Origin of the sequence: Acidovorax sp. HMWF018, from assembly GCF_003061035.1 — a bacterium.
Lineage (GTDB): Bacteria > Pseudomonadota > Gammaproteobacteria > Burkholderiales > Burkholderiaceae_C > Acidovorax > Acidovorax delafieldii.
In genome coordinates, this window is sequence record NZ_QAIM01000253.1 from 1 (window position 1) to 15,196 (window position 15,196).

The 15,196-nt window shown below is 65.6% G+C and carries 14 protein-coding genes; 3 read left to right on the top strand and 11 right to left on the bottom strand.

Features of this window, described 5'->3' with window-relative positions:
* Together DBR23_RS09200 and DBR23_RS09205 are read right to left on the bottom strand one after the other, a co-directional pair.
* Positions 1 to 728, bottom strand: a 728-nt coding sequence (locus tag DBR23_RS09200) for a SulP family inorganic anion transporter (protein WP_146191294.1), incomplete at its 3' end; no start/stop codon positions are given.
* Between the two features lie 34 nt (positions 729 to 762).
* Positions 763 to 1,647 carry a neutral zinc metallopeptidase gene (locus DBR23_RS09205; RefSeq protein ID WP_056060829.1) on the bottom strand — a complete coding sequence of 295 codons (885 nt, stop codon included), beginning with the start codon at positions 1,645 to 1,647 and terminating at the stop codon, positions 763 to 765.
* A gap of 112 nt (positions 1,648 to 1,759) precedes the next feature.
* On the opposite strand from DBR23_RS09205, the gene pcp reads away from it, so the two are divergent.
* The 3 genes from pcp to DBR23_RS09220 all read left to right on the top strand — a co-directional run bounded on the left by pcp (position 1,760) and on the right by DBR23_RS09220 (position 5,242).
* Complete coding sequence (gene pcp / locus DBR23_RS09210; protein WP_108498044.1) at positions 1,760 to 2,434, top strand: pyroglutamyl-peptidase I; 675 nt, start codon at positions 1,760 to 1,762, stop codon at positions 2,432 to 2,434.
* Between the two features lie 121 nt (positions 2,435 to 2,555).
* Entirely contained in the window at positions 2,556 to 3,545 is a 990-nt protein-coding gene (locus DBR23_RS09215; protein ID WP_108498045.1) for a delta(1)-pyrroline-2-carboxylate reductase family protein, read from the top strand.
* Positions 3,542 to 5,242 (top strand): sensor domain-containing diguanylate cyclase, encoded by a 1,701-nt coding sequence (locus DBR23_RS09220; RefSeq protein WP_108498046.1) that lies wholly within the window; start codon positions 3,542 to 3,544, stop codon positions 5,240 to 5,242. The genes DBR23_RS09215 and DBR23_RS09220 overlap by 4 nt, the downstream gene beginning before the upstream one ends.
* A gap of 59 nt (positions 5,243 to 5,301) precedes the next feature.
* Here DBR23_RS09220 and DBR23_RS09225 read toward each other — a convergent pair whose 3' ends face one another.
* From DBR23_RS09225 to DBR23_RS30430, 9 genes are all read right to left on the bottom strand, one after another.
* On the bottom strand, positions 5,302 to 5,670 hold the full coding sequence (locus tag DBR23_RS09225; RefSeq protein WP_233250357.1) for a hypothetical protein: 369 nt from the start codon (positions 5,668 to 5,670) through the stop codon (positions 5,302 to 5,304).
* 136 nt (positions 5,671 to 5,806) lie between these two features.
* A complete protein-coding gene (gene dcd, locus DBR23_RS09230) occupies positions 5,807 to 6,379 on the bottom strand; it encodes a dCTP deaminase (RefSeq protein ID WP_108498047.1) in 573 nt (190 codons plus the stop codon).
* Between the two features lie 80 nt (positions 6,380 to 6,459).
* A complete protein-coding gene (gene guaD, locus DBR23_RS09235) occupies positions 6,460 to 7,758 on the bottom strand; it encodes a guanine deaminase (protein WP_108498048.1) in 1,299 nt (432 codons plus the stop codon).
* A gap of 112 nt (positions 7,759 to 7,870) precedes the next feature.
* Complete coding sequence (locus DBR23_RS09240) at positions 7,871 to 8,971, bottom strand: BMP family ABC transporter substrate-binding protein (protein ID WP_108498049.1); 1,101 nt, start codon at positions 8,969 to 8,971, stop codon at positions 7,871 to 7,873.
* Positions 8,972 to 9,149: 178 nt separating this feature from the next.
* Entirely contained in the window at positions 9,150 to 10,724 is a 1,575-nt protein-coding gene (locus DBR23_RS09245; protein WP_108498050.1) for a methyl-accepting chemotaxis protein, read from the bottom strand.
* 217 nt (positions 10,725 to 10,941) lie between these two features.
* The gene (locus DBR23_RS09250) at positions 10,942 to 11,994 is read right to left on the bottom strand and encodes an adenosine deaminase (protein ID WP_108498051.1); all 1,053 of its coding nucleotides are present in this window, start codon (positions 11,992 to 11,994) and stop codon (positions 10,942 to 10,944) included.
* Positions 11,994 to 12,977 carry an aromatic ring-hydroxylating dioxygenase subunit alpha gene (locus DBR23_RS09255; RefSeq protein WP_108498052.1) on the bottom strand — a complete coding sequence of 328 codons (984 nt, stop codon included), beginning with the start codon at positions 12,975 to 12,977 and terminating at the stop codon, positions 11,994 to 11,996. The genes DBR23_RS09250 and DBR23_RS09255 overlap by 1 nt, the downstream gene beginning before the upstream one ends.
* Positions 12,978 to 13,365: 388 nt before the next feature.
* The gene (locus DBR23_RS09260) at positions 13,366 to 14,532 is read right to left on the bottom strand and encodes a BMP family ABC transporter substrate-binding protein (protein WP_108498053.1); all 1,167 of its coding nucleotides are present in this window, start codon (positions 14,530 to 14,532) and stop codon (positions 13,366 to 13,368) included.
* Positions 14,533 to 14,641: 109 nt separating this feature from the next.
* Positions 14,642 to 15,196 (bottom strand): ABC transporter permease (locus tag DBR23_RS30430; RefSeq protein WP_233250358.1); only part of this gene is annotated, 555 nt, incomplete at its 5' end.

Sequence of the window (15,196 nt, forward strand, 5' to 3'; positions counted from 1 at the left end):
GCAGGCACAAACACACTGCCCAGCCCCACACCCCATACCCCCGCCAGCGCCACGGCCAGTGCCACCAGGGCCACGGCCGACAGCAGCCCTGGCATGCGGGGCCAGCGCCGGCGCAGCCCCCAGGCCAACCCCACCACGGCCAGCGCAGCCAGCAAGTGCCAGCCGGTGCGTGCGTCCCACAGCGCATCGGCCCCCGCGCCAAAGCCATTGCGCACCTGTCCCACCACCATCGACAAGCCCACACCGGCTGCAAACCCGTGGGTGACCGAGATAGGAAGAAACCGCGCCACCGACGCCAGCCGCAACACCCCCAGCAGCCACTGGAACACAAAGGCCAGCGCCACCGTGGCACCGCTGACCGCCAGCACCTGGCGCGCGCTCAGGCCCAGGCTCGGGGCCGCACCGTGGGCAGTCGCCAGCACGGCGGCAAACAGCAGGGCCACCACCGTGGTCGGTGCATACACCACCCCGGCACGGGGTGTCGCCAGGGTCAGCAGCAGGCCGGGCAATGCAGCCGACCACAAAGCCAGCGCGGCCAGCGAATGTTCGCCCGCCAGCGGCGCAAATGCCAGCAGCCCCAGCCCCACAGCGTGGGGCACGGTGACCGCTGCCGCAGACCACGCCGCCGCTGCGCCCGAGGGCTGCGGCGCCGAAGGCCCGACCTCAGCCCCCGCCGAAGGCCCGGCACGGCGATGCAGCGAGGCAGTCACGGGTGCGGTCGGCGGCATGGAGAAGGTCTAATAATCCCTGGGCATTGCGCGCCTACAGGCTGCGCGCCGCAAAGGTGTCGCAGGTCTTGACACTGCCACTTTGCAGGCCGCTGTTGAACCAGCGCTGCCGCTGGGCGCTCGTGCCATGCGTGAAGCTCTCGGGCACCACCGCGCCGCCATTGGCCCGCTGCAGTGCATCGTCACCAATCTTGGCGGCGGCGTTCATGGCTTCTTCCACGTCGCCCTGCTCCAGGATCTGGCGGGACTTCTGGGCGTGGTGGGCCCACACCCCCGCAAAGCAGTCGGCCTGCAGCTCCAGCCGCACCGACAGCGCGTTGTATTCCACCTTGCTCACACGGCCCCGCATCTGGTCCACCTTGGCGCTGATGCCCAGCTGGTTCTGCACGTGGTGTCCCACCTCATGGGCAATTACGTACGCCTGGGCAAAGTCGCCCGGGGCACCCAGCCGCGTCTTGAGAGTCTCGTAGAAACCAAGGTCGATGTAGACCTTCTGGTCAGCGGGGCAGTAAAACGGCCCCATGGCTGCCTGCCCCGTACCACATGCGGTGGGCGTAGCGCCCCGGAACAACACCAGCCGCGGGTCCTGGTAGCGCCCGCCGCCCTGGCGGAACACCTCGCCCCACACGTCCTCCGTGTCGGCAAGCACCGTGGACACAAAACGTGCCATGGTGTCATCGGCCGGTGGGCGGTGGGCCGGGGCATGGGGCTGCGTCTGTAGCTGGGGCGCCGGGCCGCCGCCGCTGAGCAGTCCCAGGATGGTCAAGGGGTTGATGCCCAGCACCCAGCCCCCCACCAGCGCGATCACGATGGTGCCAATGCCGATGCTGCGCCCACCAAACACCGGCGATCCACCGCCGCCGCCCTCGTCACGGCGGTCTTCCACGTTGTCGGACTCGCGATTGCCTTCCCATTTCATTGCGTCTCTCCAGCGCCCTCCAGGTGGGGCGGCCAAGCCTGCATGTTACGCGCGGGGCCGCCCTGGCGCGGACGATTTACGATGTGTTCCACCCCGCTTTTGCCCGCCTTTCATGACATCTGCCGCACACCATAGCGCGCCCCATGCCGGGCCCACCATTCTTCTGACCGGTTTTGATCCGTTTGGTGGTGGCGCGCACAACCCCAGCTGGCTCATTGCGCAAGCGCTGCACGGGCAACGCATCGCAGGACACCAGGTGGTGGCTGCGCAATTGCCCACGGTGTTCGGGCAGTCGTTGCAGCGGCTGCGGTCGCTGTTGCTAGAACACCGGCCCACCGTCACGCTGTGCCTGGGCCTGGCAGGTGGTCGGGCAGCGCTGTCCATCGAGCGCATCGGCATCAATATCAACGATGCGCGCATTCCAGACAACGGTGGCGCACAGCCCATCGACACCCCGGTGCAGCCCGGCGGACCTGCCGCCTACTTCGCCAGCCTGCCCATCAAGGCCATGCTGCGCGCCGTGCAACGCGCAGGCGTCCCCTGCGAGGTGTCGCAAACCGCTGGCACCTTTGTCTGCAATCATGTGCTGTACGGCCTGATGCATCTGCTGGCACAAGGCATAGGCCCAGAGGGCGCACGGGGTGGTTTTGTGCATGTGCCCTGGCTCAGTGGCCAGGGGGACCCCCATCTGCCCCTGCGCGACATGGTGCGCGGCATGCATGCCGCCCTGTGGGCTGCGGCGCTGACGCCGCAGGACATCGCGCTGCAGGCGGGCGCCACGCATTGATGGACATGGCGGCCATGGCGAACCTGATCCCGCGCGCATCACACGCTGGCTGACCTTGGGCACTGCACAGGTGAGGGCTTCTCCGCTCCCACGAGAGCGGCATGCTGTGTACAGTCCGCCTATGCTTTTTGCCCCCTCTTCAGCCCCCTCGGGCGTGCTGGATGCAGCAGCCACCGCTGCGCGGTTGCCCTGGTCCGATCTGGCTGATGAAATAGCGGCCTTGCTCAAAGACCCCACAGTCGTGGTGCCGCAACGCGCCGTGCTGCCGCTGGCGCAAGGCGGCAGCTTGTTTGTGATGCCCGCCACGGATCAATCGGTGGCCATGACCAAGCTCATCACCTTCACCCCGGGCAACGCGGGCACAGGACGCCCGTCGATCCAGGGCGATGTGGTGGTGTTTGACATCGCCACGGGCGAGCGTCGGCTGGTGCTGGACGGGCCCACTGTCACCGCACGGCGTACCGCCGCGGTCTCTCTGCTGGCCGCCCGGCATCTGGCGCAGGTGCCACAGGGCCCTTTGCTCATCGTCGGCGCAGGAGTGCAGGGCCTGGCACATGCCGAGGCATTCATCCACGGCCTGGGCGTGCGCGAGGTGTGGATTGCCTCGCGCAGCAGCGCCAGCGCCCAGGCCCTGGCAGCGCAGGTGCGCGGACTGGGCGTCCACGTGCGGGTGGTGGCCGATGCCGATGCCGCTGTGCCCCACTGCCCGCTGATAGCGACCTGCACCACGGCCAGCGCGCTGGTGCTGAGCGCCCCGCCCCGGCCCGACGCATTTTTGGCGGCCGTGGGCGCTTTCACGCCCGCCATGGCAGAGCTGGCCCCTGCCCTTTGCCAGCATGTGGCGCGGCACGGACGCATCGTGGTGGACACCAGCGATGCACTCCATGAGGCAGGTGACCTGCTGCAGGCAGGCCTGGATGTGGCGGCGCTGCCGACGCTGGGTGAGATGGTCCGGAGCCTCGGTGCCGCAGCCCCTGAGCGGCGTTCGGGCCCGGTGCTGTTCAAGAGTTGCGGCTGGGCCGGCTGGGACTTGGCAGCAGCCCGGCTGGCCCTGCGCCGCGCCAGCCCGGCACCGGCCGCGACCGCACACTTGGCAGACCCTTCCGCATGATGCTCATCACACGTTTTTCAGACCACAGCCTGCGCATGCAGATCGCGCTGGTGTTTGGCACGCTGGTCGTGACCCTGTCAGTGCTGCTGTCGCTGGGGTTTGGCGAGTTGCTCAAGCACCGCATTCAGCGCGATGCAGGCAGTTCCTTGCAGGTGGTCGCCGAAAACGCAGGCAAGCTCCTGGCCCTGGGCCTCATGCAGCGCAGCCTGGAGGCCGAGGTGATGGCCAGTGCCGAAGTGGTGTGGTCCAAGGGGCTCGACTCCGCCGAGGCCCAGCACATGCTGGCCCGCAGCCAGGCCATGCAGCCCACCAACCTCTGGATCGGTGTGGCCGATGCGCAAGGCGTGGTGCGCAATGCCACACGCGGCCTGCTGGTGGGCCAGAGCGTGGCCCAGCGGCCCTGGTTTCAACACGGACTCGAAGGGGTGCATGTAGGCGACGTCCACCCCGCCAAGCTGCTGGAGTCCCTGCTGCCCCCCACCGCCACCGGCGAACCGCACCGGTTTGTGGACTTTGCAGCGCCCATACGCGTCGGCCCCACCACGGTAGGCGTGCTGGGCATCCACGGCAGCTGGCAGTGGACACGCGAGGTACTGGAGAGTCTGACCCCTGCGTCATCCGATGAAAGCGCGCTGGAACTGTTCATCTTTGACCGCGAAGGCCAGTTGATTTTTGCGCCTGGCGGACAGACCGAGGTGATGCGGTCTGCCGGGCAGCGACTGCCCGAGGACATCAGTGTCAACAACAACCGTGATGGCGACCGCACGCAGACCACCGTGGTGCGGTGGAGGGATGGCAAGCGCTACCTGACCGCCGCCACGCAGCTGCAACCGCGCAACGCGGCCAGCGATCTGGGCTGGCGCATCGTGGCGCGCCAGCCTGTCGAATTGGCTTTCGCGGAGGCAGACAACACCGTGCAACTGGCACTGGTGATTGGCCTGACGGCCGCGCTGCTGGCATCGGCCCTGGCCTGGCTGGCCGCCCGGCGCCTGAGCGTGGACCTGTATGCACTGGCCGACGCGGCCAGTGCGGTAGAGGTCGGGCTCCCCGGCAGCGACATTCCGACCATGCAAAGCAGCCGCGAAGTACAACAGCTGTCTCAGTCTCTGGGCCGCATGACGCACCGCCTGCTGGCCGCCCGCGAGGCGATGGAAGAAAAAGTGCGCCTGCGCACGCTGGAGCTGGAGGCCGCGAACCGCGCGCTGGACCTGCAGGCGCGCACCGACGCCCTCACCGGGTTGCTGAACCGGCGCGGCTTCGAGACACAAATGGCCTTTGCGGTGGCGCTGGCGCGGCGCAGCAGCCGTCCGCTGAGCCTGATCACCGTGGACGTGGACCACTTCAAGCGGGTGAACGACACCTACGGGCATGAAGCCGGAGACGAGGTCCTGCGGCGCCTGGCACGCACGCTGGAGTCCCGCCTGCGCGGCTCTGATGTGGTGGCGCGACTGGGGGGAGAAGAGTTCGTGGCGTTGCTGCCCGACACCGACCTGGAGGGCGCCCAGTCCATTGCGCAGGCCCTGGTCACCGCCATGGCAGAGCAACAGAACCCGGTCGTGGGCACCATCACCGTCAGCGCAGGTGTCGCAACCATGCGCAGCGCAGACGACAACGGCGCCGCCATGCTGCGTCGGGGCGATGCCGCGCTCTACGAGGCCAAGGGCCAGGGACGCAACAGGGTCTGTGTGGAGGCGTGAGGGCTGCCCAAGCCCGCAGTGGCGCCGTCCCCCGGTGTTGCGGGCCGTGGCTCCGGGCTTTAGGCTTGCAGCACGGGTGCCTCAAAATACGGCTGCAGCTGGGCGGACAGCTCTTGCAGGCCAGCGTCCGGAGCGCCAGCCGCCAACGCCAATCGCTCCAGGGCATAGGGCCGGTGGCCCAGCATCATCGACATGTTCACGCAGTGGCCGTGTGCTGCCATGCGCAGCACAAAGGCATTGAGCAACTCACAGGGCCAGTAGGTGTGGTGTGCCTGGCAGTCGGCGTCGGCGGAATGCTGCGCAGCGTCTGGGCGCCGGGGCGGCGGGATGTCAGAAGGCGCAGGGGCAGGAGCGGGATCGGCCAGCGCTGGCGCCAGAGCGCGGATGGGCGCAAAGAACAAGGTTGAGGCGGCAGCGGACATCAGCATGGTGAAACTCCATCAGCCTCCATCTCCCGGGAGGCGTGTCACCGATGCTAGAAAACTTACCGATGCTTGCATTTCAGCCAAGGCGCATGGCGCGTGTAGGACACAACCCCTGCCACCGCCGGCCATGTGCGCCTGGTCAGGCCTTGGGCAGTGTCACGCCCACCTGGCCCTGGTACTTGCCGCCCCGGTCTCGGTAGCTGACCTCGCACACGTCGTCCTTGTCGCTCTCGAAGAACAGCACTTGTGCGCAGCCCTCGCCTGCGTAGATGCGCGCTGGCAGCGGCGTGGTGTTGCTGAACTCCAGCGTCACATAGCCTTCCCACTCGGGCTCGAACGGCGTCACGTTGACGATGATGCCGCAGCGCGCATAGGTGCTCTTGCCCAGGCAGATGGTGAGCACATTGCGCGGGATGCGGAAGTATTCGACCGTGCGGGCCAGCGCGAAGCTGTTGGGCGGGATGATGCAGCTGTCACCCTCGAAATCGACAAAGCTCTTTTCATCGAAGTTCTTCGGGTCCACCACCGTGCTGTGGATGTTGGTAAACACCTTGAATTCGGGCGCACAGCGGATGTCGTAGCCGTAGCTGCTGGTGCCGTAGCTGATGATCTTGCGGCCTTCGACCTCGCGAACCTGGCCAGGCTCGAAGGGATCGATCATTCCGTGCTCGGCCGCCATGCGGCGGATCCATTTGTCGCTCTTGATGCTCATAGCAGAACTCCCTGCGCTGTGGCCCGCTCAGTGGTGGACTGCCGGGCGCTATTAAATACGTAGCTGGTAGCGCATGAATATCAAGCGCTAGAGCCGTATTTTGCTTGAGAAATCACCGTTTGCTGCACCACACGGTCGTCGCCGAGCACGATCAGCGCAAACAAAAGCTCATCGAGGTTGCGCGCCTGGCGGGTCTTGCGCTCCAAAAGCGGCGTGGCTTCCGGGTTCAGCACCACAAAATCGGCCTCGCAGCCTGGCTGCAGATTGCCGACCACACCCGCCAGGCCCAGCGCCCTGGCCGCGCCCGCCGTGTGTTGCCACCACAGCTGCTGGGGTGACAGACTCAGGCCCTGCTTGGTCTGGCCCTCACGCCCCACGTAGTACGCCGCCAGCATGGTGTGAAAGGGGCTGAAGCTGGTGCCCCCGCCCACGTCGCTGGCCAGGCCATAGCCAAACCCCACGCGGTCGGCACCGGCGTAATCGAAAAACCCGCTGCCCAGAAAGAGGTTGCTGGTGGGGCTGACCGCCGCCACCGCGCCGGTGTCGCGCATCAGCGCGCGGTCGTCATCGTCAAAGTGGATGCAGTGCGCGTACACCGCGCGTTCGCGCATGAGGCCAAAGTCGTCGTACACGCCCAGGTAGCTGCGTGCGGCGGGGAACAGCTCGCGCGCCCAGCGAATCTCGTCGCGGTTCTCGGCCACGTGGGACTGAATCCACACATCGGGGTAGCGCGAAGCCAGCTCGCCCGCGCCGCGCAATTGTTCATGGGTACTGGTGGGCGCAAAACGCGGGGTGATGGCATACCCCAGGCGGTCCACGCCGTGCCAGCGCTGGATCAGCGCCTCGGTGTCGATGAGGCTCTGCTCGGTGTCGTCGCGCACACCATCGGGCGAGTGGCGGTCCTGCAGCACCTTGCCGGTGATGAGGCGCATCCGCTGGCGCTGGGCCTCGGTGAACAGGGCATCCACCGACGCGGGGTGTGACGTCGAAAACGCCAGGGCTGTGGTCACGCCGTTGCGCAGCAGCTCGGCCACAAAAAATTCGGCCACCTGTGCGCTGTAGCTGGGGTCTACAAACCGGGATTCGTGGGGAAAGGTGTAGTTCTCCAGCCAGGGCAGCAGGCCATCGGCTGGCGAGCCGATCACGTCCGTCTGCGGGAAGTGGATGTGCATGTCCACAAACCCCGGCGCCAGGATACGCCCCGGCAGATGCACCACAGGCTCCCCGGCAAATTGTGGCGCGAGAGTCTGCCAAGCGCCTGCCGCCAGCACACGCTGGCAGCCCTGAGCGTCAGGGCCAACGGCCAGCAGGCCATCTTCGTCATAGAGGGCGCTGCCGTCGTCGGCAAAACGCAAAAGGGCGGAACGGTAAACAGGCATGGCGACAAGCTTAGCGGCAGGGGGCGCCGTTTGTATATGCAGCACCCCATAGTGGCTATGGGGTTCGGGGAGCGCCGACCAGTGAAAACGATGGGCGATATGCCCTGCAGGATCAGCGGGACACCTTGCCCACCACGCCTTCCACCAGCCAGTTCATCTGCAATATCTGGGCATCCGGCAGTGCCTGGCCAGCAGCAATGCGCTCCTGCCCTTCGTTGTCGCGCACCGGCACTTTGCCCGCACGGAAGGGCTGGAGCTTGCCCGCGCCCACGGCCTTCTGGGCATTCAGCACCTCTTGCTGGACGGCCGCTGGCACCCGGGTGCCAAAGTCACCGACGCGGATCATGCCCTCGCGCACGCCGCCCCACAGGTTGGCACTTTTCCAGGTACCGTTTTGCACGGCGCGCACGCGCTCGGTGTAGTAGCTGCCCCACTGGTGCGTCACGGCCACGATCTGCGCGTCCGGGCCCGTCTTGCGCATGTCCGAGTGATAGGCCACGGCCATCTTGCCGCGCTCTTGCGCAGCTGCCATTACGGCGGTGGAGCCGGTGTGAAACGCGATCACGTCCACGTCCTGGTTGAACAGCGCCATGGCGGCATCCCGCTCCTTGGGCGGGTCGAACCATACGTTGAGCCACACCACCTTGACGAAGGCCTTGGGGTTGACCGATCGCATGCCCAGCGTGAAGGCGTTGATGCCCTGCAGCACTTCGGGGATGGGAAACCCGGCCACGAACCCTGCCACGCCGGTCTTGCTCATGCGGCCCGCGGCAATGCCCGCCAGGTAACGCCCCTCGTAGTAGCGCGCATTGGCGGCGGCCACATTGGGGGTGGTCTTGTAGCCGGTGATGGACTCGAACTTCACCTGCGGATAGTCCTGCGCCACCTTGAGCGTGGGCTCCATGTAGCCAAAGCTGGGGGTGAAGATGATCTGGTGGCCCGTGGCCGCCAGATCACGGATCACGCGTTCGGCATCGGCGCCTTCGGCCACGTTCTCGACAAAGGTGGTCTTCACTTGGTTGCCGAGCGCGGCCTCGACGGCCTTGCGGCCTTCGTCATGCTGGCGCGTCCAGCCTGCCTCGGTGATGGGTGAGACATAGACAAAACCGGCTTTGACCGGCTCGGCGACGCTGCCCTTGGCGGACGTGGTCTGGGAAAAAACGGGGGAGAAAAAACAGGCGGCCACGAGCGTAGCAGCGAGGTTTTTGTACATGGTGTTCCTCTACATGGCCCTGATGAAATGGACCGGAAGCACCGCAGGACGACGGTGCCACCGGGAAGGTCAGACTGTGCGAAAACTACATGAAGCGATGTTGCAGAGACTGCCGGAAAAAAACGCTTTCAAGCACGTGCGGGGCGCTGCGGCAGCGCGCAGAGCCCCGTGAGCAATTTCAGTTCAGCCGCAGCGCCTGCGGGCCCGCGCCCAGGCGGAAGGCACCGACGACTTCGGCCAGACGCGAAGCCTGGTCCTTCAGGCTTTCCGCGGCGGCGGTGGACTCCTCCACCAGGGCTGCATTTTGCTGGGTCATCTGGTCCAGCTGGGTCACTGCCACATTCACCTGGCCAATGCCCTGGCTCTGCTCCGAAGCGGCTGCGCTGATCTCGCCAATGATGTCGGTCACGCGGCGCACGGAGCTCACGATCTCGCCCATGGTGGTGCCGGCGTTCTGCACCAAGGCAGCACCCGACTCGACCTTCTCCACCGACACGCCGATCAGCGTCTTGATTTCCTTGGCCGCCTGGGCCGAACGCTGGGCCAGCGAGCGCACTTCGCTGGCCACCACGGCAAAGCCACGGCCCTGCTCGCCCGCACGGGCGGCTTCCACGGCGGCGTTGAGGGCCAGGATGTTGGTCTGGAACGCGATGCCGTCGATGGTGCCGATGATGTCGGCAATCTTCTTGCTGCTGGTGTTGATCTCGTCCATGGTGGTCACCACCTGTGCCACCACATCGCCACCGCGCTGGGCCACCTGCGCCGCCGACACGGCCAATTGGTTGGCCTGCACGGCCGAATCGGCGCTCTGGCGCACGGTGCTGGTCAGCTCTTCCATCGAGCTGGCGGTCTCCTGCAGGCTGCTGGCTGTCTGCTCGGTGCGCGCGCTCAGGTCCTGGTTGCCAATCGCGATCTGGGTGCTGGCGGTGGAGATGCTGTCCACCACGCCCCGCACTTGCTGCAGCGAACGATGCAGCGCGCTGCGCATGGCATCCAGCGCGCGCAGCAGGTGGCCGGTTTCGTCATTGGCGTAGCTCGCCTGGGGGGCACCCGTCAGGTCCATGTTGGCGATGGTCTCTGCAATGGCCTCTGCCTTGCGCAGCGGGCGCGTGATGCTGGTGGTCAGCAGCCAGGCCAGCAAGGCGCCCAGCAGCAGCGACACGCCGGTGCAGATCTGCAGCAGCAGCGTGGTCTGGGCACGCAGCTCTTCGCTGCGCTTGCCGGCAGCATCGAGCTCGGCGCGCTGGCCATCCACCATCTGCTGCACACCCGCCAGATAGCTGCGGGAGGTGGGCTCAAACCGCTCGGTGAAAACCTTGTTGGCGTTCTCGGCATCGCCCGCCTGCTTGAACTTGCTCACTTCCTCGCGGGCCGCCAGGTAGTCTTTGCGCAGGTCACCCACCTTGGCAAAAAGCTGCTTCTTCTCCGGCGTGTCCATCTTGGACTCGATGAATTTCTGCAGCTCGTTGGTATCGCGGATCGACGCGGCCGTGGCGGGTGCAAAGTAGGGGATCAGGCTCGCGTCGCTGCTCTTGGCAATGGCTGCCGCACGCTGCACGCCCGATGTGGTGTGGCGCAGCCAGTCCGAGCCCGCGCGCTCGGTCTTGATGTTGTCGTTGACCATGGCGTCGATCTCCCTGCCCAGCTGGCTGAGCTTGACCACGGCCACCACGCTGCTGGCAAAAAACAGCGCCAGGATGAGGCCAAGCACCAGGGTCAGGCGCTTGCCAATGGAGATTTGACTGAGAAACATGGAAGGCTCCAAAAAAGGGGGCAACACGGCACCCGTGCGCTCCACAAGGGAGCGCAGGGTAAGGGCCATGGTGGTGGATCACCCCGTGGGCCTGGGCCGGACGCAATTCGAACGAATACTTACTATTTTAAGGGTTTACCCAGATCAGGCCCCTGCCGCACTGGCGACAGTCCCCCGGGCGCCATGTACCAAGCCCACTGCGCGCGCTACCCGAAGCTCAGTAGTCGTGCTCCACGCACCGCTCGAACGCTTCCTTGAGCTTGTGCTCCCATACCCGCTTGTCGGCGTTGCCTGCAAAGCTGGCTTCAAAACTGTTGAAAGCTAACTGGTAAGCATGTTTGGCCGTGAGCCCCGTGGCCGCAAACACCTGGGTGAAGTTCTCGTTGATGTAGCCGCCAAAGTAGGCAGGGTCGTCCGAATTCACGGTGGCAGCCAGGCCGGCATCAAGCAGCTTGCCGAGGTTGTGGTCTGCAAGGTTGGGGAAGACGCACAGCTTCTGGTTGGACAGCGGGCACACCGTGAGCGCAATGCGGTCTTGCGCCAGGCGCTGCATCAGGGCAGCGTCGTGTACCGCCTGCACGCCATGGTCGATGCGCTCGACCTTGAGCACATCCAGCGCACTCCAGATGTAGGCGGGAGGCCCCTCCTCCCCCGCATGGGCCACCAAGTGCAGGCCCAGCTCACGGCAGCGGGCGAACACGCGGGCAAACTTCTCGGGCGGGTGCCCCAGTTCGCTGGAGTCCAGACCCACACCCACCATCTTGTCGAGCAGCGGCATGGCCTGCTCCAGCGTTTCGAATGCCGACTCCTCGCTCAGGTGGCGCAGGAAGCACAGGATCAGCGTGGCGCTGATTCCGAGTTCGGCGCGGGCATCCTGACAGGCACGGTGCAGACCGTTGATGACGGTCTCCATCGCCACGCCGCGTGCGGTATGGGTTTGCGGGTCGAAGAAGAGTTCGGCGTGCAGCACGTTGTCGCGCGCCGCACGACCCAGGTAAGCGCGCGCCATGTCGTAAAAATCCTGCTCATGCAGCAGCACACTCGCACCGGCGTAGTAGATGTCCAGAAAACTCTGCAGATTGGTGAATGCATAGGCGCTGCGCAAGGCGTCCACGCTGGCATAGGGCAGCGTCAGACCATTGCGCTGCGCCAGCGCAAAGATCAGCTCGGGCTCCAGCGAGCCCTCGATGTGGATATGGAGCTCGGCCTTGGGCATGGCACACAGCAGGCTGGGAAGGCGCTCGGCGGAGATGGGGGGGATCTTGAACATCAGCAGACTCCAAAGGTGATGCCACTCTGGCGCAGAAAGCGGCGATACGCAGATGATGCCTTGTCGGCAGCGGTATGCAACTCCGCGCGCAGGTCGAGTGGCAGGCACTGTGGCGTCTGCGACTCCAGCACGGGTTGGTCCTGCGTGAAGATGGTGTGCTGGAAGGCCTGCAGTTTCTCGTCCGGCGAATCAAAATCCGCTACGGCCAGCCGGAACCACACCCGGCTGCGCACCGGCGTCACCGGACAGATGAACAGCGCAATGGACTCGCGCCAGCCATCGACCGCCGTGGTGCCCGCCTCGGGCACCTTGGTCAGCACGGCCGCATAGGGCGCGGTGACTTCGTAGGTGTATTCGACCTGGGCGGCCGCCGTGGAATGCAGGTTGGATTGCGGTTGCCAGGCCTTGCAGCCCGTGGCCAGGAGGCCCGTGGGCGAGGGCTCCACGCGGTAATCGTCGATGGCCGTCGCCTCACGGCTGCCGAGCCAGCCTTCGTGCACAAAGCCGAAATGCGACATGTCCAGAAAGTTCTCGACGATGCGCGGCGCGCTGGCCGCCACGTCGTAGGGACCGCAGTTGAGCTTGCGCAGGCGAGCATCCCCCTCCGCCGCAAACACAGGCAGTCCCTGCTCGCCTGGTGCGATGCGCACCCACACAAGGCCATAGGCCTCCTGCACCTCGAAATGGCGGGCGCAGTGCGTGGCCGGGGGCACAAAGGTGGGCAGTGCAGGCACGTGCGTGCATTGCCCACCGGCCGCAAACTGCCAGCCATGGTAGGGGCACTCCAACTGGCCCTGGGGCGTCACGCGGCCCAGCGACAGGCGGGCGCCCCGGTGCGGGCACTGGTCGGCCAGCGCATGCACGGCGCCTGGGCCATCGCGCCACAACACCACGGGTTGCTCCAGCAGCTGCACGGCCAGCGGCGCCTGCGCCGCCACGGCTGCTGACAGGGCCACCGGGTGCCACAACGTAGATTCCACCATCGTCCTTGCTCCTTAGAACCTGTTCAAAGTCTTTTTGGAGATCGCATTGGAGTGCAATCGGGATGAGTGGAAGCTTCGGATGCGCCGCATGGGCTCGTGCCCATACAAGCAGCCGGTGCGTTCAATAGCCCGATTTCACTCCAACCCTTCGGGCAAGTGCCTTGCCGGGCGGTCTGCGGCGGAGCAAAGCTTGCCAATAGCACGGGCTATTGGCAGCGCACCGCGCCTTGCATCCCATCCCGACAAGGTACTTGTGCGACTCCAAAAAGACTTTGAACAGGTTCTTAATGCTGCAGGTCACAAAATGCCCCTGCAGAACAAAAGGGCCACCCCAGGGCGGCCCTTTGTCACAGCAGCCCGCAAGAACTGCTGATGAACGCGGTGCGAATTACTTCTTGTCGCCGCCAGGGATCTTGCCTTCCACGCCCTTGACGTAGAAGTTGATGCCGCCCAGGAACTTGTCGTCGGCCACAGCGTCCTTTTCCAGCACGGGCTTGCCGTCCTGACCCACGATGGGGCCCTTCCAGATGCTGAAGCTGCCGTCGGCCAGGCCCTTCTTCACGGCTTCGACCTTGGCCTTGGTGTCAGCAGGCACGTCTTCGGCGATGGAGACGATGTCGATAGCGCCTTCCTTCACACCCCACCAGCTTTGGCCCGAAGCCCAGGTGCCGTCCAGCACGTCCTTGGTGGCCTTGACGTAGTAAGGACCCCAGTTGATCACCGCCGATGCCAGGTGGGCCTTGGGGCCGTAGGCAGTCATGTCGCTGTCCCAGCCGAAGGCGCGCTTGCCCTTTTCCTGGGCGGTCTTGAGCACGGCGGGAGAGTCGGTGTTCTGGAACAGGATGTCGGCGCCACCGTTGATCAGGCTGGTCGCGGCTTCGGTTTCCTTCGGTGGGCTGAACCATTCATTCACCCACACCACCTTGGTCTTGATCTTGGGATTGACCGACTGCGCACCCAGCGTGAAGCTGTTGATGTTGCGGATCACCTCAGGGATCGGCACCGAGCCCACCACGCCCAGCGTGTTGGACTTGGTCATGGCGCCAGCGATGATGCCGGCCATGTACGCGCCTTCGTAGGTGCGGCTGTCATAGGTGCGCAGGTTTTCGGCTGTCTTGTAGCCGGTGGCGTGTTCGAACTTCACACCCTTGTTGTCTTCCGCGACCTTGAGCATGGACTCCATGTAGCCGAAGGTGGTACCGAAGATCAGCTTGTTGCCCTGGCCGGCCAGGTCGCGCAGCACGCGCTCTGCGTCAGCAGACTCGGGCACGCTTTCCACAAAGCTCGTCACGACCTTGTCGCCGAATTCCTTCTCGATGGCCTTGCGACCGTTGTCGTGCGCGAACGACCAGCCGCCGTCGCCCACCGGGCCGACATAGGCAAACGCGATCTTCAGTGGCTCGGGCTTGGGTGCCGGTGCTTCTGCGGCAGGGGCCGGTGCAGGCGCAGGGGGCGGTGCCGGTTCTTCCTTCTTGCCACAGCCCACCAGGGCAGCAGCAGCCACAGCGGAGAGCGCTGCCACCTTGAGCAGGGAGCGTTTCTGCAGATCAGTCATGTCGGTTTCCTTATCGAAGAAGTAGGACTTGCAAAGGTTGGGGGACGAAAACAATGATTATGGTGCGATCTACCGCAGGGTAACCGGATTTTCCGGTGGGCTAGCCCTTTCAGGAGCCCGGATAAAACGGTTTGCCCAGCGATGCCGGCATGTTGATGCGGATCCACGCCGGATTGCGCGAGATCAGCGCCAGCACCACGATGGTGGCCACATACGGCAGCATGCTCAGCAACTGACTGGCCACCTGCACGCCGGTGGCCTGCAAATGGAACTGCAGCATGGTCACGCCACCAAACAGATAAGCCCCAAGCAACACCCGTGCCGGGCGCCAGGTGGCAAAGGTGGTGAGGGCCAGCGCAATCCAGCCGCGCCCGGCCACCATGCCCTCGACCCACAGCGGGGTGTAGACAGTGGAGATGTAAGCCCCGGCCAGACCGCACAACGCGCCCCCCACCACAACGGCCGCCAGCCGGATGCGCCGCACCGGGTAGCCCAGTGCGTGCGCCGATTCGGGCGACTCGCCCACCGACCGCAGCACCAGCCCGGCGCGCGAGCGGTACAGAAACCAGATCAACCCCGCCACCAGCAGCATGGTGAGATACACCAGCGGGTGCTGCTGGAACAGCGCTGGCCCAAGGAGCGGCACATCGCCCAGCACGGGAAT